The 18,912-nt window shown below is 34.5% G+C and carries 19 protein-coding genes; 13 read left to right on the forward strand and 6 right to left on the reverse strand.

Annotated elements, in window-relative coordinates; translation table 11 throughout:
• Positions 1-67: 67 nt before the first annotated feature.
• The 11 genes from SKC36_RS03970 to SKC36_RS04020 all read left to right on the forward strand — a co-directional run bounded on the left by SKC36_RS03970 (position 68) and on the right by SKC36_RS04020 (position 8,872).
• The gene (locus SKC36_RS03970; RefSeq protein WP_166373554.1) at positions 68-382 is read left to right on the forward strand and encodes a transposase; all 315 of its coding nucleotides are present in this window, start codon (positions 68-70) and stop codon (positions 380-382) included.
• 35 nt (positions 383-417) lie between these two features.
• Positions 418-1,386, forward strand: coding sequence for a transposase (locus SKC36_RS03975; RefSeq protein WP_459464749.1), 969 nt, complete (start codon positions 418-420; stop codon positions 1,384-1,386).
• Between the two features lie 30 nt (positions 1,387-1,416).
• A complete protein-coding gene (locus tag SKC36_RS03980; RefSeq protein ID WP_459465261.1) occupies positions 1,417-2,364 on the forward strand; it encodes a CHAT domain-containing protein in 948 nt (315 codons plus the stop codon).
• 699 nt (positions 2,365-3,063) lie between these two features.
• Complete coding sequence (locus tag SKC36_RS03985; protein ID WP_459464751.1) at positions 3,064-3,963, forward strand: hypothetical protein; 900 nt, start codon at positions 3,064-3,066, stop codon at positions 3,961-3,963.
• Between the two features lie 149 nt (positions 3,964-4,112).
• The gene (locus SKC36_RS03990) at positions 4,113-4,565 is read left to right on the forward strand and encodes a hypothetical protein (protein WP_459464753.1); all 453 of its coding nucleotides are present in this window, start codon (positions 4,113-4,115) and stop codon (positions 4,563-4,565) included.
• Positions 4,566-4,574: 9 nt separating this feature from the next.
• Complete coding sequence (locus SKC36_RS03995; RefSeq protein WP_459464755.1) at positions 4,575-5,099, forward strand: hypothetical protein; 525 nt, start codon at positions 4,575-4,577, stop codon at positions 5,097-5,099.
• 66 nt (positions 5,100-5,165) lie between these two features.
• The gene (locus tag SKC36_RS04000; protein ID WP_459464757.1) at positions 5,166-5,354 is read left to right on the forward strand and encodes a hypothetical protein; all 189 of its coding nucleotides are present in this window, start codon (positions 5,166-5,168) and stop codon (positions 5,352-5,354) included.
• Positions 5,344-5,814 carry a hypothetical protein gene (locus tag SKC36_RS04005; RefSeq protein ID WP_459464759.1) on the forward strand — a complete coding sequence of 157 codons (471 nt, stop codon included), beginning with the start codon at positions 5,344-5,346 and terminating at the stop codon, positions 5,812-5,814. The genes SKC36_RS04000 and SKC36_RS04005 overlap by 11 nt, the downstream gene beginning before the upstream one ends.
• On the forward strand, positions 5,815-5,994 hold the full coding sequence (locus tag SKC36_RS04010; RefSeq protein WP_459464761.1) for a hypothetical protein: 180 nt from the start codon (positions 5,815-5,817) through the stop codon (positions 5,992-5,994). It abuts the gene before it with no gap.
• A 112-nt stretch (positions 5,995-6,106) separates the two neighbouring features.
• Positions 6,107-6,805: a hypothetical protein gene (locus SKC36_RS04015; protein WP_459464763.1), complete on the forward strand. Its 699-nt coding sequence runs from the start codon at positions 6,107-6,109 to the stop codon at positions 6,803-6,805.
• Positions 6,806-6,829: 24 nt separating this feature from the next.
• Positions 6,830-8,872 carry a tetratricopeptide repeat protein gene (locus SKC36_RS04020; RefSeq protein ID WP_459464765.1) on the forward strand — a complete coding sequence of 681 codons (2,043 nt, stop codon included), beginning with the start codon at positions 6,830-6,832 and terminating at the stop codon, positions 8,870-8,872.
• Positions 8,873-8,997: 125 nt separating this feature from the next.
• Here the strand turns inward: SKC36_RS04020 and SKC36_RS04025 are convergent, their stop codons facing one another.
• The 3 genes from SKC36_RS04025 to SKC36_RS04035 form a co-directional block, all read right to left on the reverse strand.
• Positions 8,998-9,744, reverse strand: coding sequence for a hypothetical protein (locus SKC36_RS04025; RefSeq protein ID WP_459454495.1), 747 nt, complete (start codon positions 9,742-9,744; stop codon positions 8,998-9,000).
• Positions 9,734-9,973: a hypothetical protein gene (locus SKC36_RS04030; protein WP_459454494.1), complete on the reverse strand. Its 240-nt coding sequence runs from the start codon at positions 9,971-9,973 to the stop codon at positions 9,734-9,736. Before SKC36_RS04030 ends, SKC36_RS04025 begins: the two co-directional genes overlap by 11 nt.
• 497 nt (positions 9,974-10,470) lie before the next feature.
• A complete protein-coding gene (locus SKC36_RS04035) occupies positions 10,471-11,667 on the reverse strand; it encodes an esterase (RefSeq protein ID WP_459464767.1) in 1,197 nt (398 codons plus the stop codon).
• Positions 11,668-12,047: 380 nt separating this feature from the next.
• Here SKC36_RS04035 and SKC36_RS04040 point away from each other — a divergent pair, with 380 nt between their 5' ends.
• Positions 12,048-14,159 (forward strand): glycoside hydrolase family 97 protein, encoded by a 2,112-nt coding sequence (locus SKC36_RS04040; protein ID WP_459464769.1) that lies wholly within the window; start codon positions 12,048-12,050, stop codon positions 14,157-14,159.
• Positions 14,160-14,405: 246 nt separating this feature from the next.
• Here the strand turns inward: SKC36_RS04040 and SKC36_RS04045 are convergent, their stop codons facing one another.
• Positions 14,406-15,122: an SGNH/GDSL hydrolase family protein gene (locus tag SKC36_RS04045; RefSeq protein ID WP_459464771.1), complete on the reverse strand. Its 717-nt coding sequence runs from the start codon at positions 15,120-15,122 to the stop codon at positions 14,406-14,408.
• Between the two features lie 193 nt (positions 15,123-15,315).
• Here SKC36_RS04045 and SKC36_RS04050 point away from each other — a divergent pair, with 193 nt between their 5' ends.
• The gene (locus SKC36_RS04050; protein WP_459464773.1) at positions 15,316-16,320 is read left to right on the forward strand and encodes a proline iminopeptidase-family hydrolase; all 1,005 of its coding nucleotides are present in this window, start codon (positions 15,316-15,318) and stop codon (positions 16,318-16,320) included.
• A 165-nt stretch (positions 16,321-16,485) separates the two neighbouring features.
• On the opposite strand, the gene SKC36_RS04055 is transcribed toward SKC36_RS04050, so the two are convergent.
• Positions 16,486-17,013, reverse strand: a complete 528-nt coding sequence (locus tag SKC36_RS04055; RefSeq protein WP_459464775.1) for a lipocalin family protein — start codon at positions 17,011-17,013, stop codon at positions 16,486-16,488.
• Positions 17,014-17,168: 155 nt separating this feature from the next.
• Positions 17,169-18,692: a sulfatase family protein gene (locus SKC36_RS04060; protein ID WP_459464777.1), complete on the reverse strand. Its 1,524-nt coding sequence runs from the start codon at positions 18,690-18,692 to the stop codon at positions 17,169-17,171.
• Between the last annotated feature and the right edge of the window lie 220 nt (positions 18,693-18,912).

The raw sequence follows: 18,912 nt of genomic DNA on the forward strand, positions 1-18,912 counted from the left end.
TGTACTAACCCCCTAATAGACTGGACTAAATTTTAAAAAGAGTTTAGAACCAATTAAATTAGGGAAAATGAAAAGAGAAAGAAGAGTATTCAGTCCAGAAGACCGTCTAGCTATTATTCAAGAAGGTCAAAGAGAGGGAAGTACGGTTACTTGCCGGAAGTATAATTTAGCACCTAGTCTGTATGCTAAGTGGAAGAATAAATACCTTTCCAAAGGAGTAGAAGGGCTAAAGCCTGCTTACAAGCGAGTAGATCCTGAGCTGAGAGCTTTAGAAGAAGAAAATGAACGCTTAAAAAGAATCATCGCCAGACAAGCTTTGGAAATTGAATTTAAATCAGAGCTTCTAAAAAAAAGCCCTGTGCTAATCAAGACAAGAAGATGATTGTTTTACAATACAATCAGCAGGCTCCCACACGGATGCTTTTATCTTGGTCGAATCTTCCTTCCAGCGTCTACTATTACAAGTCTACAGGCGGAAAACCGGGCGTTAAAGCGAGTTCTCACACTTGGAAACAAGATGGAGATTTGGTCGAAAACCAAGTCGTTATCGAGCAAATAAAAGACATTCTCTCCCAAGAGTTTTGTTGCTATGGTTATGAAAACATAACAGGGGAATTACGCAAACTTGACTATTACATTAACAAGAAGAAAGTTTACCGTTTAATGGATGAACACAACCTTCTTTTAGGGAAAGTGATACGAACGAGCGGCAGACGTAAATTTGTCCAACATCGTAAAATTAAGGCTTACTACCCGATGGAATACTTATGCTTGGACATCAAGTATGTCTATGTACACGGTGAAAAAAGGAATTTTTACCTCTTGACCATCATCGATGTTTTTTCTCGCAAAATCGTAGATCAGATTTTTCAAAAAAGCATCAAACAAATGGATGTAATCAATGCCTTTAGACGAATAAACAACGAATACGGAATCAAAGGAGTAACCATTAGAAATGATAATGGGTCACAATTTATAGCAAATAACGTCAAGCAATTTCTCCGTACAGCTGAAGCCAATCAAGAGTTTACACACATTGCAACGCCTGAAGAAAATTCCTACATCGAAGCCTTTCACTCCATCATTCAACGAGAAGTAATCGACCGTTACGAGTTCACGGGATACTATGATGCCAAACAAACTATATTCGCTCACACGATCTGGTACAACACCCGCAGGTTCCATAAAGCAATCAAAATGACCCCGAGCGAAAAATGGGATCAGCATATCCACATCACAAACCAAAAACGTGTCGAACAAAATTTGTACAAAAACCAACACGAAACTAGTGATGTTTTAAACCAAGATTATCAATACCTTAAACAAAATTTGAACGAAAAAACAAGCAATTATTACACAACTGTTTCTACAAATGTGTCCAAGTAATAAGGGGTTTGTACAAACGGAATCAATACTATTTATATATCTCCATCAGGGTTATCTCATCAAATTAATTTTGCCGCATTGCCTATTGAGGGTAATTTACTGTTAGGTGAAAAATACAAAGTACATATTATAAGTTCTCCTGCAGAAATTGTTGATTTTAAACCAGCAAAATTGGAACAAAACACTAAGCTAGAACTACTATTATATGGGGGTATTAATTATGATAAAACAAATATAACCTCCCTGACAGACACATCGAAAACTCAGCAAATGAATGAATTAATAGACATTCAAACGAGAAGTGGAATTAATTCATTTGGCTATTTAATAGGTTCGCAAAAGGAAGTGACCGCTATCCAATCAAAGGGTACCAAAAATGGTTTTAAAACAAGCATTTTAGACGATAGAAATGCTACAGAAGAAAGCATCAAAAAATTAGATGGGAGAACTGCCCCTTTTTTATTGCACTTAGCAACACATGGTTTCTTTTTTCCTGATCCAGTGAAAGAAAATGATTTGGATATATTTGGATTAGAAGGGAAGTCAAAAATTTATAAGGCCTCAGATGATCCAATGATGCGTTCAGGGTTATTATTTTCGGGGGCAAATAAATATTGGGGAAAAGTAAATGAAAATATAGCATCAGAAGACGGTATTTTAACTGCCAGTGAAATTTCTAACTTAGATTTAAGCGCATGCCAATTGGTAGTTTTAAGTGCATGTGAAACTGGACTTGGTGAGATTAAAGGAAGTGAAGGCGTTTTTGGTCTTCAACGAGCATTCAAAATGGCGGGAGTAAAAAATATCATTATGAGTTTGTGGAAAGTTCCAGATACTCAAACTGCGGAACTTTTTGAAATATTTTATGAAGAATGCTTTGCCGGTAAAACCATTCATGAGGCTTTCCAATCCGCACAGGCTAAAATGAGACTAAAATACACCCCATATTATTGGGCAGGGTTTGTATTGTTGGAGTAAACAACTCTAAAACTACATCTTATTAAACAGTAAACTATTCCATACAGTAAATTCAAAATTTACGTCCTTTATCTCATTTCCTGATATCTTATAATCATAAACAACGAAATTTCTAATTTCCAATTTATTTTTATCAACAATTTCTGAATTAATATGAAAATTGAATTGTTTAATATTTTCAAAATGTTTAACTGATTTGGGGTTCTTCAATTTAACCACATAAATTATTCTAGGGAATTCATTTGAAAGTATTTGTACATTTATTTCCGTGGGTTGTTCATTATAAATAATGGTAAGATTAAAATTAGATTTCATAAAAGTCAATTTAATTGTTCGAAGCCAAATATATGGTTTTCATAAGCACTTACAAATACTAATTTAGCCCTCAAGGATCTTTTTTAACATAATATAGCATTAAGTTTTTCTTAGCATCGATCACCCTCTATTGCTATTGGAACCAGCTTCCGCTAATCCCCCAATTTTCTATTTCGATAGGAGTTTAAATCAAATCCACCTTCAGAATAAGCCTTTTTCTAAAAAAATAACCCACTCAAGGGTTACCTTTTCCATGTTTCGCTATTAACTATTAAACAACGATTAATAGTTCCGTTAATTACTGATTTTGTTTGATTGTGTATGTACTAAATAGCTCTTAAACTCTGTTTAAGAGCTATTTCCTAAAATTTAAACAATAAAATTATGGCTTATATAACAAATGCAAACTCAAAAAAAATGATCGGTTTAATCAACCTGAAAGAAGTTGGAGAAATTGAAGGAGAGGTTTATAAAAAACCGATTTACTTTTTAAATAAAAATGAAATAACCTACTTGAAATCCATGCAAACCTTGTTGAAAGATCCTGAAAAATTTGCCTTTGAAATCTATAAACCCATTGTTAAAAAGGATACTTTTCAATACGTATATGAAAGTTTACAACCTCCATGTTATCATGATAAGGACAATTGTCCACGCTTGCAATCCAGTTATAAAAATTTTGAAATACCTTCAGAAATCAAAGAGAGAGTAAGACAAAAAGCCGAGGAAGAAGGTAAAAGTGAAGCTGAAATTCTTATTCTCATAGAAAAACAAGTTGCTATTTTCAGAAAGTGGTTCAAGGAACATTATAATTTGTTCCTATTGGACACAAAGGAGTTTTTAAGACAACTTGACATTAGGTGGAACATTCAAAGAAATCTAAAGGAAGTAGAAAAAGAAAATACTGGAATTGATTCTGTGAAAAACTTAGATCTAGCAAAATTAGAAAATGAAATAGACAAAATTATAAGTGCGGCTGGCCAATATTTTAATCAACATAAAGATCGTCAACATATCATCAGGAGATTCCAAAAACTAACCTTCCTCGCCTATAAAAAAAGCAGTTTAGAAATAATGAATGACACTGAATTATCAGATGATGAATTAAGAGCATTTCTGATTGAATATGAACTTAAATTCAAAAAACCAATCAAAGAATTGCTCATTCACTATTATCGTGTAAAATACAATTCAGAGCTTTCTTTTGATGGCAAGCTTTTAGAGCGATTAAACTTTAAACCTTGTTCTGTTTGCTATGAAGACTATTTAGAGGTTGGAATATAAAAAATAAAAACTAGGGTTACCTTTTCAAGATTTAAGTATTAACCAGTATAGAAAGAAAATTTATTCAACCTCACAACTAAAAAATAGAATATCAAAACACCGCTGCAGACGAAAGATTCTTAGCTAGATTAGAAAAAGAAGAAAAGGAAATGCTTTTGAAATTTTATGATCTAAAAAAATCAGACGCCAATTGCCCAAGAAATCCATATTTACTTCAACCAGCTAATTTACATTTAACTTCATACGAAATATTACCAAACAACATCGTAAAACTGAGCATTGGATATTCCAAAACATGGAGTGGTTATGTTACCAATACATTTCGGATAAATTATAATCAATATGTATTTGGCACCCTTTTTTATAAAGACGTTGAATATGTAAAAGAAGTAGAATTTAACAAAAAAGGATCTATTGCAATTCCATTCTTCTCAAGTGCTAAAATAGTAAATCTGCCTATCCTGAATCAAAAAAATGTACAACTAAAATGCAAAAAGATTTATGTAGAAGATGTAGATATCTACGTAAAAGATTCCGAGGGCAATTTTATTCTAAATGAAACTTACCTAGAAACTGTTAGAAAAAACCTTGAAAATATGTAATACAATAATATGAAAAAGCTATTAATTATACTGTTATTCCTTTCATTTAACAGTTATTCTCAAACAAAGTTCGTAAGTAATAAATATAATTATTCCTTCGTAATCCCTGATGGGTGGTACATAAAAGAAAAAATTTATACTCCTGAAGTGGACGCTAAGATTGTAGACGATCAGGGGAACTCCTTTATAGTTTCGATCAAAACTTTCCATACTGCCACTAAATTGACCGCGAAACAACAAATGGAGGACTTTTCTAATTATGAATTTGAAGAACAATTAAATGCAATATATGGCACGACTAAAATTCTAAAAAGGGGGTCTTTTCCCTTAGATTCAAAAGAGTTTTATTTCATCCACTTACTTACTCCATTTCAAAATGGATTGCAATTGTATCATAAACAATTTATCTATAGCTATGGTAATAAGGTTTTAACTATTGATGCATGTTCTATTGAAACCTATCTAGACGAGACTAGTCCAGCATATGCAATTATGTTAAATACTTTCAAATTATTGAATTTAAAAAATAAGTAAGACCCCATGGTTACTTTTGAGGTTCTTCTATATTAACTATTATACTATCATTTAAATTTTAAAAACATGAAAACATTCATTGGATTTGGATTAATTATCCTTGGACTTGTATCACTAAGCCGCTATCCCAATTTGGGAAGAGATTTTGCAGAAACAATGGGAGCACTATTTGGGGTTAGTTTATTGACTTTTTTACCTGGTTACTTATTAATAAGAAGTGATAGCAAAAATAAAACAAATTCATATGAGAGATAGAACCCGATTAATGATCTTGGCCCTATTCGTGACCTTTACATCCTATTCCCAGAAATTTTATTTAGGAGATCAATTCAATGGAAATTCTAAAGAATTTAAATTATTGGGGATTTCTTCAAAAACGAATGTATCAACTTATAAATATGTTGGCATTATTTCAGATACGTATTATTTCAATCGAAAAATAGGTGACATCGTGATTGGTGTAAAAAACGGAATGATTGTAATGACCATTTATAACTTGATTCCAGAATCTAACGACATTGATGTCCCTAAATCAACTCTTGATTTAGTAAACGCTTCTCTCCCCTTCCCTTTAGCCAAAAGAGATAGGATTTATGGTGCCAATATTGATAATATGACCATAACAATAAGTAGAACTAAAAATGAATTAACATTTTTCAAGGACCGAATCATGATGTTCACATCTGTTAAGAATAGTATTCTAAAAGCCAATTAAATGAAAAATATAATCGGTGCTTTGATTGGTATATTAGTTATTATTCTTTTTATCCCTGTAGCTTATTTTATAATCAAGTTTATTTTAACATTGATTGTCCATGGAATTTTGTATGTGTTTTTCATGTCAATAGCGGCTTTTGTGGTGATTTTCATTTTTAGTCTATTTAGTAAAAAATAATAGTTTTCATTTACAAAATTAAAATCGGCATCTTATTTCATGGAATTTAGAATTCATTCATTAAAACCCCAGGAATTTAAAATTGAATTTACTATTACTCAAATAATTCGAAATGAATGAAAAAGAATTTAATCGATTGGAAGATCCATTTGAACCCCTGCCTGGTTTGGATACAAAAAAGGATTTTATCCCCTCAGAAGAATATACCCAACTGTTGAATCGCTGCAATGATGCTTGTGCTGAAATTCTTACCGGGGATGTTTTAAACTATCGAAAAAATGAGTTGAAATTGATTCTGGAAAAATACGATGAGCTATTCAATGAGGTTGACAAACACATAACCCAATTTGAGGGATATGATGAGTTCATGTACCTATTTGATGCATTGATAACTGCTTATCAGTTTTTAGACAAAAACCACAGAGATGCTTTTTTTGCCTTGGATGACTACAGTAAGTTTGACATGAGTATCGAACGAAATTTAACCAATTGGTTATTTGCCTATCAAGATCTGAATGAGACTATTGCCTATCATCTTAATTTCAATACTGATTGTGATTGCAACAACCCAGATTACTACCGAATTAGCCACTTAGGCATTCATATTCATAATGATGATATGGCTAAAATCTTTGAGTTTTCGAAATTATATGGTGAGCAATATGCCTATCTATTAAAACAATACATGGATATAAGCTGGGATGAATTCCTATCATTTAAAGAAGAAGAATCAATGTACCACCTAAGGGATAATTTGTTTTATTATATTCTAAGATCACGTTACGAGGATTACTTCCCTACTCTAGAATAATTTAAATCCATTTAAAAGCCCTTTATGAAATACACCTTTCTATTTATTTTCCTAGTTGTAGGATTTAACACTTTATCTCAATCCTATAATCTCCAATCAGGAATCAACCATTACCATGAGAATAAGTACGACGAAGCCTTAGAATTCCTCGAAAAGGAAATTATCAAACACCCTAAAGAAGGGAAAGCTTATTATTACTTATCATTAGCACATGTTAAGAAGGAGAACTACATTCAAGCATTATCACAAGTTAATTTGGCAATAAACAATTTATTTACAGAAGATAGTTTATTAGCATTATCATGGAAGCTTAAGGGAGATATTCACTACCATAATAAAGAATTTAGTCAATTCGAATCCTCCTATGCCAATGCACTTTCAATTAAACCTTTTGACATTGATATTTTTTATGAAAGAGCCATTAAATATGAGGAACGAAAACAATATGATTTGGCAATTTCTGATATATTGAAAATCACTGAAATTGATGAGGCAAATTCTCCAGCTCGAATATTATTAGCTAGTATTTACTTCAAACAAAATAAGTTAAACGACGCATTAACCATTTTAAATCATGTGTTGGGAATTGAGTCCACAGCACAAGCTTATTTAGAAAGATCAAAAGTGTACTCCAAGCTTGAAAATTTCGATTTAGCCATCATAGATGCATTTGAGGCATTTAGTTTGGAGGAAGACAATTCTACATTTCAAGAAAATTTCATTCAACTAGGCGGGAAAAATTATCCCCTAGCGATTTCAAAAATTTCAACCTTAATCAAAGAATATCCTCGTAAAGACGATTTAAGGTATGTTCGTTCCAAGCTATTCCAAAACAAAAAAGATTTTAAAAATGCCCTGGGAGATTTGGATGTCATATTTGAAAATACACCTGATAATTACGTCAATTTTTATTTACAAGACCGAGCCATTTTATTTGGTCATATGGGATTGCTGGATAAATCAATTAAGGATTTGACTAAATTGATATCCATGGATTCAAGCTATTCAAATGATTATAGTAACAGAAGTTATGCTTATCAACTCACTGGGCAATATTCCAAAGCTTTGGCAGATTTAAACAGAGCAATAGAAATTAACCCAGAGGAAGCTTCCTACTATGACCAAAGAGGGCTTTTAAAATATAAATTTTTAAACAATCCAACAGAAGCTTTACAGGATTTTAATTCAGGGCTTAAAATTGATAGTAATTGTATATCGTGTTATCTACATCGAGGAAGATATTATTTATCACATCAAAAAGACGCTAAAAAAGCACAATTAGATTTCCAAAAAGTAATTGAACTAGATTCACTAATAGAAACTAATAGTAGTATCAAGCATTATGGATATTTCGAGCTTGGGATGTTTGATAAGGCTGAGGATTGGATGAAGAAAATAATTCAACAATTTCCTGAAGATGAAAATTATTATGATGCAGCGTGTCTTTATTCCTTAATGAACAAACAAAATTTGGCCTTAGCCTTTTTAGATACGGCCTTTCAAAAAGGATTTAGACAATTTGAACTTATTTCAACTGATTCTGATCTTGTTAATATCCGCAGACTTCCATTATTTATTTCTCTCATTAAAAGGTGGAAATCAAAAATTGAAATAGCTAAAATTCAGGAGTCAAAGTATATTGATTTTAAAAAAAGAAGCAAAAAAGTCGTAGGTACGTATCGGATACCATTTAAATCTACTGGTGGAGGACTAATGAAAGTTATCATTAAAATCAATGGAATGACATTAGAGATGATACTTGATACTGGAGCAAGTAATATATCACTATCTCAAACGGAGTTCGATTTCATGATTAAAAACAAATACATTAGTAACCAAGATATTATAGGGAAAGATATATACAGTTTGGCAACAGGCGATAGCCATACTTCTCGCACCATACTATTTAAAAAGGTAGAAATTGGTGGATTAACCTTGGAAAATGTAAAAGGGTCCTTTTCTGAAAATCCGAATGCAAGTTTACTTTTAGGTCAAAATTTCCTAAGTCGATTTGGAAAGGTAATTATTGACAATGAAAAGAAGCAATTGATATTAATTAACAACTAAATAAATGATATAAATTTCATTTAGAATAAAACAAACAGAATAAAAAATATCATCCAACTCGAAGTGGAAGTGTCCCTAATTAACTGACTATTTAGGGTTAAAGAAAAAATCTGACCAAATAATTCCTACTCGTAGTAAGGCAATACATATTGAATAAACCAGCTAGGTAAATGATCCGTCTTTATCTCTAGATCCCCTTTATAAAACTCAGCAATTAGCTCGAATTCTTTCCCAGAATTGTCAAACAAATAGGCTCGATAACATAATGGCAATATTTTGTGAAGTAATTCCAGACTTCTTTGATAGCGTTGAATTACTTTATCTTTCGGAACATCATGTTCACCTAATACAACTCGATTGGATATCCTTGATATATTGACTTCTGGTTTATCTATGCAAACAAAATAAAGGTATGGGTTATATCCATTTCGCTTCATTTCAACAATCTCTGAAATTTTTGAGGGATGGCTCATCACCGTTTCAAAGCTGAATGATTTATTTTGTTTTACCAAAAGATGACGAATGAACGATGCTATGAACGAACCTTCATAACTATGTGAGCCTTTCGAATAATCAACTAAACAATTTTCCTTGATTTGTAAATCGATATTGTGGCCCGAAGCCGTGGCTTTTGCAACCAAAGATTGAGCATCGTGAGAAGAGGTAAATTCTTCTAATGTCTCTTGAGTTGCATTTAACCCTAGTAATTGTAAATCGATAAGTGATGATTGATTTAACCTAGATTCAATTTCGTCCGCATTTATGAAAATGCCTGCCTTTTCCTTAATTTCTTGTTGAATTCCTCGGAATAAGCTACTCTTCCCTGATCCATTAGGACCCGCAAAAATCCGAACTCTCTTTTTACTTGCCATGTAAAACCATCCCCTTTTTCAAGGAAAGTTTAGTAGGATTTCTATCTACCAAACCAATCTTAATTTTTGATCCATTCGGCAGTTCTTCATAAACTACACCCTTTTCAATATAGGTAACTACTAAATCCATTGCCTTGGAACGTCGAACAGCATTTTTTCCACATGTTTTCCCAACCTTAACCAAGAGATTTGTTTGGGCTACATCTTTTCTAAATATTCTATTTTTCATGACGAACAAATTTAACAATTCAACCAAATATAATAATTATTTGTTCAACCAACGGTATTTGACCTAGGTTTCCACTATTTATAATAGTTAACAAAAAATCATTTAAAAATAAACAAAGTCAGTTTCACCATTAAGATACATTAGCAAATAAACTAGCACAACATTCATTTTTAAACAAACGTAGATTGCATCAAAATTCTCAAAATGTTTGTTTAACTAAATCCTTGATAATTTTATTCTATTGACATTCGATCAAAAACCAATGGACTTTAAACTAGGGCCAGAAAATATTTGAAATAGCCAAAAACGAATGCAATGACAATCGTGGGTTATTATCTTTTCAAGGTAGGTCAGGCTTGCTCCATTTTTTCCCTTAAAAACCATAAAACCACCCTTTAGAGGCGGTTTTATGGTTGAAATTATAAAATGTGATTTGTCTTTTATACCTCCGATAGAACTAAGGAAAAATTAGCTTGCGTCTACCCTGGAGCGAAGGCTTATTTAAATATCATTTGCGCAAATTCCGATAAATAAACACGCCAATTAGTCCATGTATGGCCACCGCCGCTTTCACGGTACACGTATTTAAATTGGTGCTTATCCAATGTATTGCGCATCGTAACCACACTCTCTATCAAAAAGTCTTCTTTACCGCAGGCAATCCAGTATAATTTTGGGTTGGCCTTTTTTAAATCCTCAATTTGTTGATCTCTTTTAGACACATCTACCTTCACGCCAAATCTACTCATATCCGCAAATCCCATACTCATTACCCCGATATAATTAAATAAATTAGGGTTCTCGAAAGTGGTATTGATGGTTTGTAAACCTCCCATACTAAGCCCAGTCAATGCTCTACTTTCCTTGTTTTTCTTTACCCGAAAATGATTTTCTATGTAAGGAATTACATCAGCCACTAAACTTTTTTCAAACAACATACTTCCCATTCCTCCTACAGGCAAATCTGAAGTCGGAATCACTGGACTAACTACATTAGCTGCTGCCTGGTTAGGATTACCGTTGGTAATCACCACAATCATTGGCTTGGCTTTTCCGGAATTAATTAAATTATCTAAAATATTGGGAGCTACACCCAAGGTCGGCCAAGCCTCCTCATCTCCCCCACCACCATGCAATAAATACAGTACAGGGTAAGTGTCTTTGGTATCATCATACCCTGGAGGAGTATATACCTGCATTCTACGTGTCAAATTCAAGGACTTAGATTCATACCAAATTTGGCGAACACTTCCCTTAGGACCTGTTTTTGCCCAATACAAATCAGATGCTTTTCCTGGAATGTATAATAAACTTTCTGTACGGAAGGTGCCATCTCTAGCTACCTTTAAATTGGCCGGGTCTAAGGTTGTTACTCCATCCACAATAAACGTATACCCATATAACTCTGGCTCTAAGGCCTGAACCTTTGTGGTCCAAATTCCATTGCTGCCTTTTTCCATTTCAACTAATTTTCTGCTAGCTCCTTGTCCATTGGCATTTGGTACCATGGGCATCCAGTTTCCAGATAATTTAACAGATGTTGCCAAAGGCGCCTTTAAACGGAAAATAACATCGTTCGTGGAAGATATTTCAGGTGAAACCAATCGCTCCACTTGCCCAACCTCTTGAGCAAAAGTTTGAATTGAAATAATTACCAAAAATGCGGTAATCATGGATAATAAGGATTTTTTCATTGACAATGGTTTTAAATTGAACAGATTTTATTGAAATATAATGAGAACATATGGCAATAGAATGAAATTGAGATTGACTACCTCATTTCCATGACAAAGGGGCTTAAAATGATGATTAAATGGTCATCTTTCTCTTAAAATGAAATCCTATTTCCAGCGGCTAAATCTTGAGAATAATGCGGGTCTCCCAATAAAATTTTGGAAATATTTTGTCCATTTTGCCTTCCATATATACCTTTAGGTGGCAATAACTATGCCCTCATTTTACTCCTATATTAGGCCAATTTTTAGATAAAAATCTTACATTTATACATCTTAAAATCCTGTTACTTTGAACTTATAAAATTTGATTTCAAAGTCCAATCTCCTCTAACTAGATAATGCTCCTAAATCATCCGAAATCAAAAAAATACCCAATAATCCTTTTCCCCATTTTTATTCTAATTACCCTGTTATATACTTGTCAAAAGCCAAGCAGTCATCAAATAACCGAACTATTTTCCCCCAATAAACAATTAAAATTCCAGCTCTTTGACGAAAAAAATCAGCATTCTCTTCAATACAATATAAGCTTTCGTGATACCACGCTACTAGATAAATCAAGCTTCTCAATGGATCTGGAAGGGCAATCCTTTGATCAATTAACTATCAAGAATATCAAAGCTTTTAAAGTAGATACGCTCTTTTCACCTGTTATTGCCGCGAAACGTAAAATCTTCAGAGACCATTATAATGGCATTCTTATCAACTTTGAACAAGCATTGGCATTAGAAATTAGGATGTATGACGAAGGATTGGCTTTTAGGTGGATAAGCAAGGCCAATCATGACTTAAAGGTGCTCAACGAAACTTTTGAAGTAAACCCTGTTAGTGATGTAAGCCTTTTTTATGCCGCATATGAACAAGATGCCAGTGATTCTCCAGGATTTATCAATTTTATAAAAAGAAATATTTTACTTGTCAGCAACTATTTCAAAGGGAAAAAAGCACCCTCTGAAAGTGCTTTTGAAACTCAATATCAAAACAAAAAGCTCTCAGAAATCAAAAATAAATCTTTTCTATTTGCCCCTGCCCTTATCCAGACTGCCAACGAAAAATACATCGCCATAGGTGAATCGGATGTGACAGATTATCCGGGTATGATTTTGCAAAATACATCTCAAAATAAAATCTCAACAACCTTTTCAGCCTATCCACTTAAGGAGGAATTTCCAAAAGATTCCACCAATTATATGAAACAAGTTCATGTCAGTGAATTTGCCGATTACATAGCCATCACCCAAGGAAAAAGAACCTTTCCATGGCGTGTACTCCTGGTTACAGATAACCCGGCCAAGATACCTGCCTCAGACCTTATTCAAAAGCTGGCCCGTCCTTCAGCATTAATAGGCGATTTATCCTGGATTAAACCAGGGCAAATCACAGATGAATGGCTAGTGAATATAAATCTTTTTAATGTAGACTTTAAAGCAGGAAAGAACACAGCATCCTACAAATATTACGTTGATTTCGCTAAGACGTTTGGATTGGAATACATCATGATTGATGAAGGCTGGTACCTGTATGGCTCCCTCAAAAATTTAAATAAAGACATCCAAATTGATTCCATTGCAGCCTATGCTAAAGAAAATGGCGTTGGACTTGGTTTATGGTTTAATGCCATGGTGCTCAATGAAAATCTGGAAGAAACACTGAAAAAATATTCCTCAATGGGTGTCAAAATTATACTCATCGACTTTATCAATCGAAATGATCAAAAAGCCATGAACTATTATGTTAAAATTGCTGAGGCCTGTGCTAAATATAAGCTGATGTTGAATATACATTCTGCCCCAGCGCCAGCAGGATTTGAAATCACCTATCCCAATGCCATCACAAGAGAGGGCGTTATGGGTTCTGAATGGAATGGTTGGAGTCCATTGGTCACCCCCAATCATGACCTCACGATACCCTTTACCAGGATGTTTTCTGGTTCATTGGATTATGAACCAGGATTACTTGAAAATTCTGCTGAAAATGGTTTCCAAAGCATTCCCGACAGACCCATGTCGCAGGGAACGCGTGCACACCAAATGGCTATGTACCTGATTTATGATAGTCCACTTCAATACTTCGTTGGTAATCCTTCGCAAGGATTTAAAGAGCCCGAATTAATGAAATTTATTGGCAATATCCCCACCACTTGGGATGAAACAATTGTCCTGGAAGGTAAACCCTCCGAATATATTGTAACAGCAAGATTAAAAGACGGAATTTGGTATATAGGAGCATTAAACAATTGGAAGGAACGAGAATTATCCATTGATTTATCTCAATTAAAACTCAAAAAATACCGATTGTCAAGTATCAGCGATGGGATCAATAGCCATCGATATGCCTCCGATTATGTCCTGACAAAAGGTATTGGCAATGGAGATGATAAATTGAAAATCAGACTAGCCAAAGGGGGAGGTGGATTATGGCGACTTGAACCTGAAAGACCCCAAATGTAGTATTTAAAAAGGAATGATAAATCTGCTCAAATCTCCCATTCATCCTAAGACAAGACATGAAGAATAAACAAAGGGGCAAACAATTCTTCTAAATCATGCTGATATAAACGACAATCACATTGCAAGTCAGATTCTTGAATTAGTCATGGAAGAAAATCTAATTAGAGGAGTTGATTTTCTACCAGAAAATTTTGTTAAGCCTAAGGGCATTGCCGCTTTCACAGCATGGCGGGGTGACTTAGCAAATCAATACACTAAATAATTCTTGTAAATCAATTCTGCCCATTTTCCATAAGCTAAACCAGAAGGATGTAATCCGTCTTTAGCAATCCATGCTGGATCATTTTTGGCAGTCCTGCCTAATTCAGTGATATCTAAATAGACGCATTTATTTTGAAGAGCAATTTGCTTATTGATGGCATTGAACCAATCAAGCTCTCGGCTAATCTTCATGGTATCTAAAAGTCTACCAATCGGTGTAAAACTATAATCAGGTATGGAAAGGACAAAAACCCGACTTTGGTCACCACTGGCTAATTCAATGGAACGCTTTAAAATAATGCTAAAATTTTTCCGATAGGTGCTCGTATCTATTCCCTGGTATTGATCATTTACTCCTACCAAAAGCGAAACAAAATTGTGTCCATCCAAATTTTGTTCAGCCATGGATGAAAGCAAATCGGCGCTTGTCCAACCCGTTTTTGCTAGGTAAGTCAAACGCTTGGTTTGAATAAATTTGAATTTCAATAATTCAAGTGCTTGTTTAGGAAAACGTTCCGAAGGATTGACACCTTGCCCTATGGTATAGGAATCTCCCAAGGCCAACCATGAAATAGCCACCGAATCTTTATTGGCCGTAATGGTCTTCGGCAAAACCATTTCAGATTCTACGATTTTCTGACAAGAAAAGCTGGAAAAGATCAAGAAAAGAATGAACCAAAACTTCATTTGAATAAAACCCATGCCAAGGTTTTTTGTTTAATTCAAATATAAACTGACACAATGCTATTTATAAAAGAGCTTTCTTTTGGCAAAAACACCTTGCGTACTGTTTATGAAACATAAAAATTTTAAGGCTAAAAATTAATTTACACTCAAACTAAGTTTATGTTTACACCATCAAAATAAAAATTACCTACACTAAATCTATCAACTCATGCTTAAATATCTATCCTGCATCTTCTTATTGGGGTCCCTAATTTCTTGTTCCAAATCATCTGAAAACCTTTCTAATTACTTTAGCTATCCAGATAGTTTAGAAGCAGCTGGAGTAAAAATGATTCCCATTTCAACCCCCAAAGGCACATTCAAGGTCTGGACAAAACGATTTGGAAATAATCCTAAGATCAAAATTCTCCTATTACACGGTGGTCCTGCCATGACGCATGAATACATGGAATGTTTTGAGACCTTTTTCCAGAGAGAAGGATTTGAGTTTTATGAATATGACCAATTAGGCTCCTATTACAGTGATCAACCTGCCGATTCTACTCTTTGGAAAACAGAGCGTTTCGTGGAGGAAGTGGAGCAAGTTCGAAAGGCGATTGGGGCAGATGAGTCAAACTTCTATATTTTAGGTAATTCTTGGGGTGGTATTTTAGGGATGGAATATGCATTGAAATACCAAAAGCATTTGAAAGGTCTTCTAATTTCCAATATGGTGGCCAGCGCCCCAGAATATGGAAAATATGCAGAGACCGTTTTGGCCAAACAAATGGACCCCAAGGTTTTAACAGAAATAAGGGCGATAGAGGCAAAGAAGGATTTTAATAATCCACGCTACATGGAATTACTTATACCCAACTTCTACCATGAACATATTTGTCGCCTTGTGGAATGGCCTGATGCATTAAATCGTTCATTAAAACATACCAACAGCTCTATCTATATCCAAATGCAAGGGCCAAGTGAATTTGGAATAAGCGGACTATTGGCTACTTGGGATATCAAAAATCGCTTAAAAGAAATAAATGTTCCGACCTTGATGATTGGTGCAAAATACGACACCATGGACCCCAAGGCGATGGAAGAACAAAGTAAACTCGTCCAAAATGGCTCTTATTTATACTGTCCAAACGGTAGCCACTTAGCCATGTGGGATGACCAAAAAATCTATATGAATGGGGTCATTTCATTCATTAAAAAGGTGAACGGGGAATAACATGCTTCCCATAACAAAGAAAACCACCTCCAAGGGGGTGGTTTTCTTATTTAAGCTCAGGCCAAGATTATAAAAATGAAGCTGGCGATAAATAAATGCATTGTTTTTCAAAAATGCATGGTAAATAATTACCATTTAGGGCTAAGGCAAATATTGACCTAAATGTTAAAGCTTATCTAACCAAATTAAATCACTGGTTTTATAACCAATCTTCTCAGCTATCTGAAGGTATTCTTTTTTGATATGTTCGGGGATTGTTTTCTTCCTGGATAAAATCCATAAATAGGAAAGTTTTTCACCAGCCACCATGGCATATTGGTAATTGGAGTCGAGAGCTACTACATTATATCCCCCGTAAAATGGACCGAAAAAAGAGACTTTCAACATGCCTATATTTTCTTTGCCAACGAACTTAGCTTTCCCAACCGACTCTTTCCATATTTTTTTATAGGGTTCATATCCCCTGTTGACCACCTTGATACTTCCATCTTCGTTCAAGGAATAATTAGCTGTGGTATTGATAAGGTTTTTCTCAAAATAAAAATCCAATCGAGCCACTTCATACCATGTACCCAGGTATTTGGACTTATCAAAATTCTCGATGGCTTTGGCTCCTTCCGGTATAGTAGAAGCAGAACAAGAGCCTAAAAGGACTGCTATGATCAAGCATAAAAGCGGATTGAATTGCTTCATTTTAAAGGGATGTTAGGGTTTAATAGAATAAACTAGTAACCAGTAGATTCTTATAAATGATATCAAATATTAGGAGTATTAGCTATTTGACTTACTGTGTTTAAAATCAGACTTATACGCTAAACTATCATCAAATTTCCTCCTCTAAAAAAGGACTAATTCTTCTTATCTTTTATTTTTTGCAACATGTCTGATAACTCTTTCACCAAGTCAGGATGCTGACTAGCCACATTATTTTTTTCACTCAGGTCGCTTGTCAAGTGGTAAAGTTGGGGCAAAGGATTATTGCCCAATTCAATATTGACTAGTTTATTTAGGGCGGGACCGGCATTGGGTTCAATATATTTCCACTCTCCCCGAACGATGGCTAGGGAATTCATCCCTTGTTTCACGAGTACTTTTCTACCTTGATTACTTTTTCCCAAAAAGGCATTCAGCATATTCTCACTATCAGTAGCTTCGTTCAAAGGCAATTTTTTATTAAAAAATTGTGCAAAAGAAGCTATGAAATCAATCTGACTAAGCATGGCATCTGAAACCTGAGGTTTAATTTTTCCTGGCCAGTGGATCAGCATAGGCACTCTTGTGCCTGCTTCATAGGTACTGTATTTCCCACCACGAAGGACGCCCCAAGGTGTATGTCCATTAAGTTGCGTAACTGCACCATCTTGATATCCATCATCCAAGACGGGTCCATTATCACTGGTAAAAACAATAAGAGTATTTTTGGCAATACCCAGCTGCTGCAATTGATTCATGATTTCACCCACAGTCCAGTCTAGTTGCAAAATAGCATCTCCCCTCAATCCTAGGCCACTTTTCCCTTTAAATATAGTGGAAGGCATACGGGGTACGTGTGGTTCAGTTAGGGCATAAAACAAAAAGAAAGGATTTGACTTATTTGATTCAATAAATTCCTTGGCTTTACTTAAAAAAGTAAGCGGCATTTCTTCATCTGTCCAGCGGGCCAGTTGCCCCCCTTTCATATAACCAATTCGACCAATCCCATTCACAATGGTATTATTATGGCCGTGATTAGGAGAAGATTTCAATTTGAGTAATTCCGGATTTTCTAAACCAGTAGGTTCGTTGCCAATTTTAGTTTGGTAGTTGACCTCAATGAGATCATTGGGATCCTGGGCCACCACGTAATTATTTTCTACAAATACAGTGGGCACACGATCAGCGGTAGCCGGAAAAATAAAGGAATAATTAAAACCGACTTCATTGGGCCCTGGAGTTATTTTTTGGTTCCAGTTTTTTTGAACGGTATTCCCCAGACCAAGATGCCATTTACCGACTAATCCGGTTTTATAGCCCTTTTGTTGAAATAAGGCAGGTAAAGTGATTTTATCCGTTGGAATGATTAATGCCGCATCTCCTGGCAATACACCTGTTCCGGATTTTCGCCAAGGGTACTGCCCGGTCATGAGAGCATATCGGGAGGGAGTGCAGGTAGCGGAGGTAGCATGTGCATTGGTAAAACGAATACCACCTTTGGCTAGCATATCTAGGTGCGGCGTTTTGATTTTTGTAGCTCCATAACTACCTAAATCTCCATAACCTAAATCATCGACATAGATAAAGATGACATTGGGTTGCTCTGCTAATTTTTGAGAAAAGCCCTTGAAGGAAAAAAACACCATCAGGGAAATCAATAAACCGTATCTAACACTCATACTTTCAACAATTTTAAAATTAGACATCAATACACAGTTTGGTAAAAATGAAAAAATAGCGGGTATTTTTCATTATAGGGTATATACATTTAAAAATAAATAGGTAAGAAAAAGCATTACTTCCAAACCCTATTTTACATTGGGAAGATATAAAAATCAAAGGAATAGATTAGCTAGGGATGAGGGAATAATATAAATATATCACCTTGGAGCGAACATT

Source organism: Aquirufa sp. OSTEICH-129A (assembly GCF_054558355.1).

Bases quoted from the DNA above. Each gene is read 5' to 3' on its own strand.
- SKC36_RS03970 (WP_166373554.1), top strand. From the start codon at position 68: ATGAAAAGAGAAAGAAGAGTATTCAGTCCAGAAGACCGTCTAGCTATT.
- SKC36_RS03975 (WP_459464749.1), top strand. From the start codon at position 418: ATGCTTTTATCTTGGTCGAATCTTCCTTCCAGCGTCTACTATTACAAG.
- SKC36_RS03985 (WP_459464751.1), top strand. From the start codon at position 3,064: ATGGCTTATATAACAAATGCAAACTCAAAAAAAATGATCGGTTTAATC.
- SKC36_RS03990 (WP_459464753.1), top strand. From the start codon at position 4,113: ATGCTTTTGAAATTTTATGATCTAAAAAAATCAGACGCCAATTGCCCA.
- SKC36_RS03995 (WP_459464755.1), top strand. From the start codon at position 4,575: ATGAAAAAGCTATTAATTATACTGTTATTCCTTTCATTTAACAGTTAT.
- SKC36_RS04000 (WP_459464757.1), top strand. From the start codon at position 5,166: ATGAAAACATTCATTGGATTTGGATTAATTATCCTTGGACTTGTATCA.
- SKC36_RS04005 (WP_459464759.1), top strand. From the start codon at position 5,344: ATGAGAGATAGAACCCGATTAATGATCTTGGCCCTATTCGTGACCTTT.
- SKC36_RS04010 (WP_459464761.1), top strand. From the start codon at position 5,815: ATGAAAAATATAATCGGTGCTTTGATTGGTATATTAGTTATTATTCTT.
- SKC36_RS04015 (WP_459464763.1), top strand. From the start codon at position 6,107: ATGAATGAAAAAGAATTTAATCGATTGGAAGATCCATTTGAACCCCTG.
- SKC36_RS04020 (WP_459464765.1), top strand. From the start codon at position 6,830: ATGAAATACACCTTTCTATTTATTTTCCTAGTTGTAGGATTTAACACT.
- SKC36_RS04025 (WP_459454495.1), bottom strand. From the start codon at position 9,744: ATGGCAAGTAAAAAGAGAGTTCGGATTTTTGCGGGTCCTAATGGATCA.
- SKC36_RS04030 (WP_459454494.1), bottom strand. From the start codon at position 9,973: ATGAAAAATAGAATATTTAGAAAAGATGTAGCCCAAACAAATCTCTTG.
- SKC36_RS04035 (WP_459464767.1), bottom strand. From the start codon at position 11,667: ATGAAAAAATCCTTATTATCCATGATTACCGCATTTTTGGTAATTATT.
- SKC36_RS04040 (WP_459464769.1), top strand. From the start codon at position 12,048: ATGCTCCTAAATCATCCGAAATCAAAAAAATACCCAATAATCCTTTTC.
- SKC36_RS04045 (WP_459464771.1), bottom strand. From the start codon at position 15,122: ATGGGTTTTATTCAAATGAAGTTTTGGTTCATTCTTTTCTTGATCTTT.
- SKC36_RS04050 (WP_459464773.1), top strand. From the start codon at position 15,316: ATGCTTAAATATCTATCCTGCATCTTCTTATTGGGGTCCCTAATTTCT.
- SKC36_RS04055 (WP_459464775.1), bottom strand. From the start codon at position 17,013: ATGAAGCAATTCAATCCGCTTTTATGCTTGATCATAGCAGTCCTTTTA.
- SKC36_RS04060 (WP_459464777.1), bottom strand. From the start codon at position 18,692: ATGAGTGTTAGATACGGTTTATTGATTTCCCTGATGGTGTTTTTTTCC.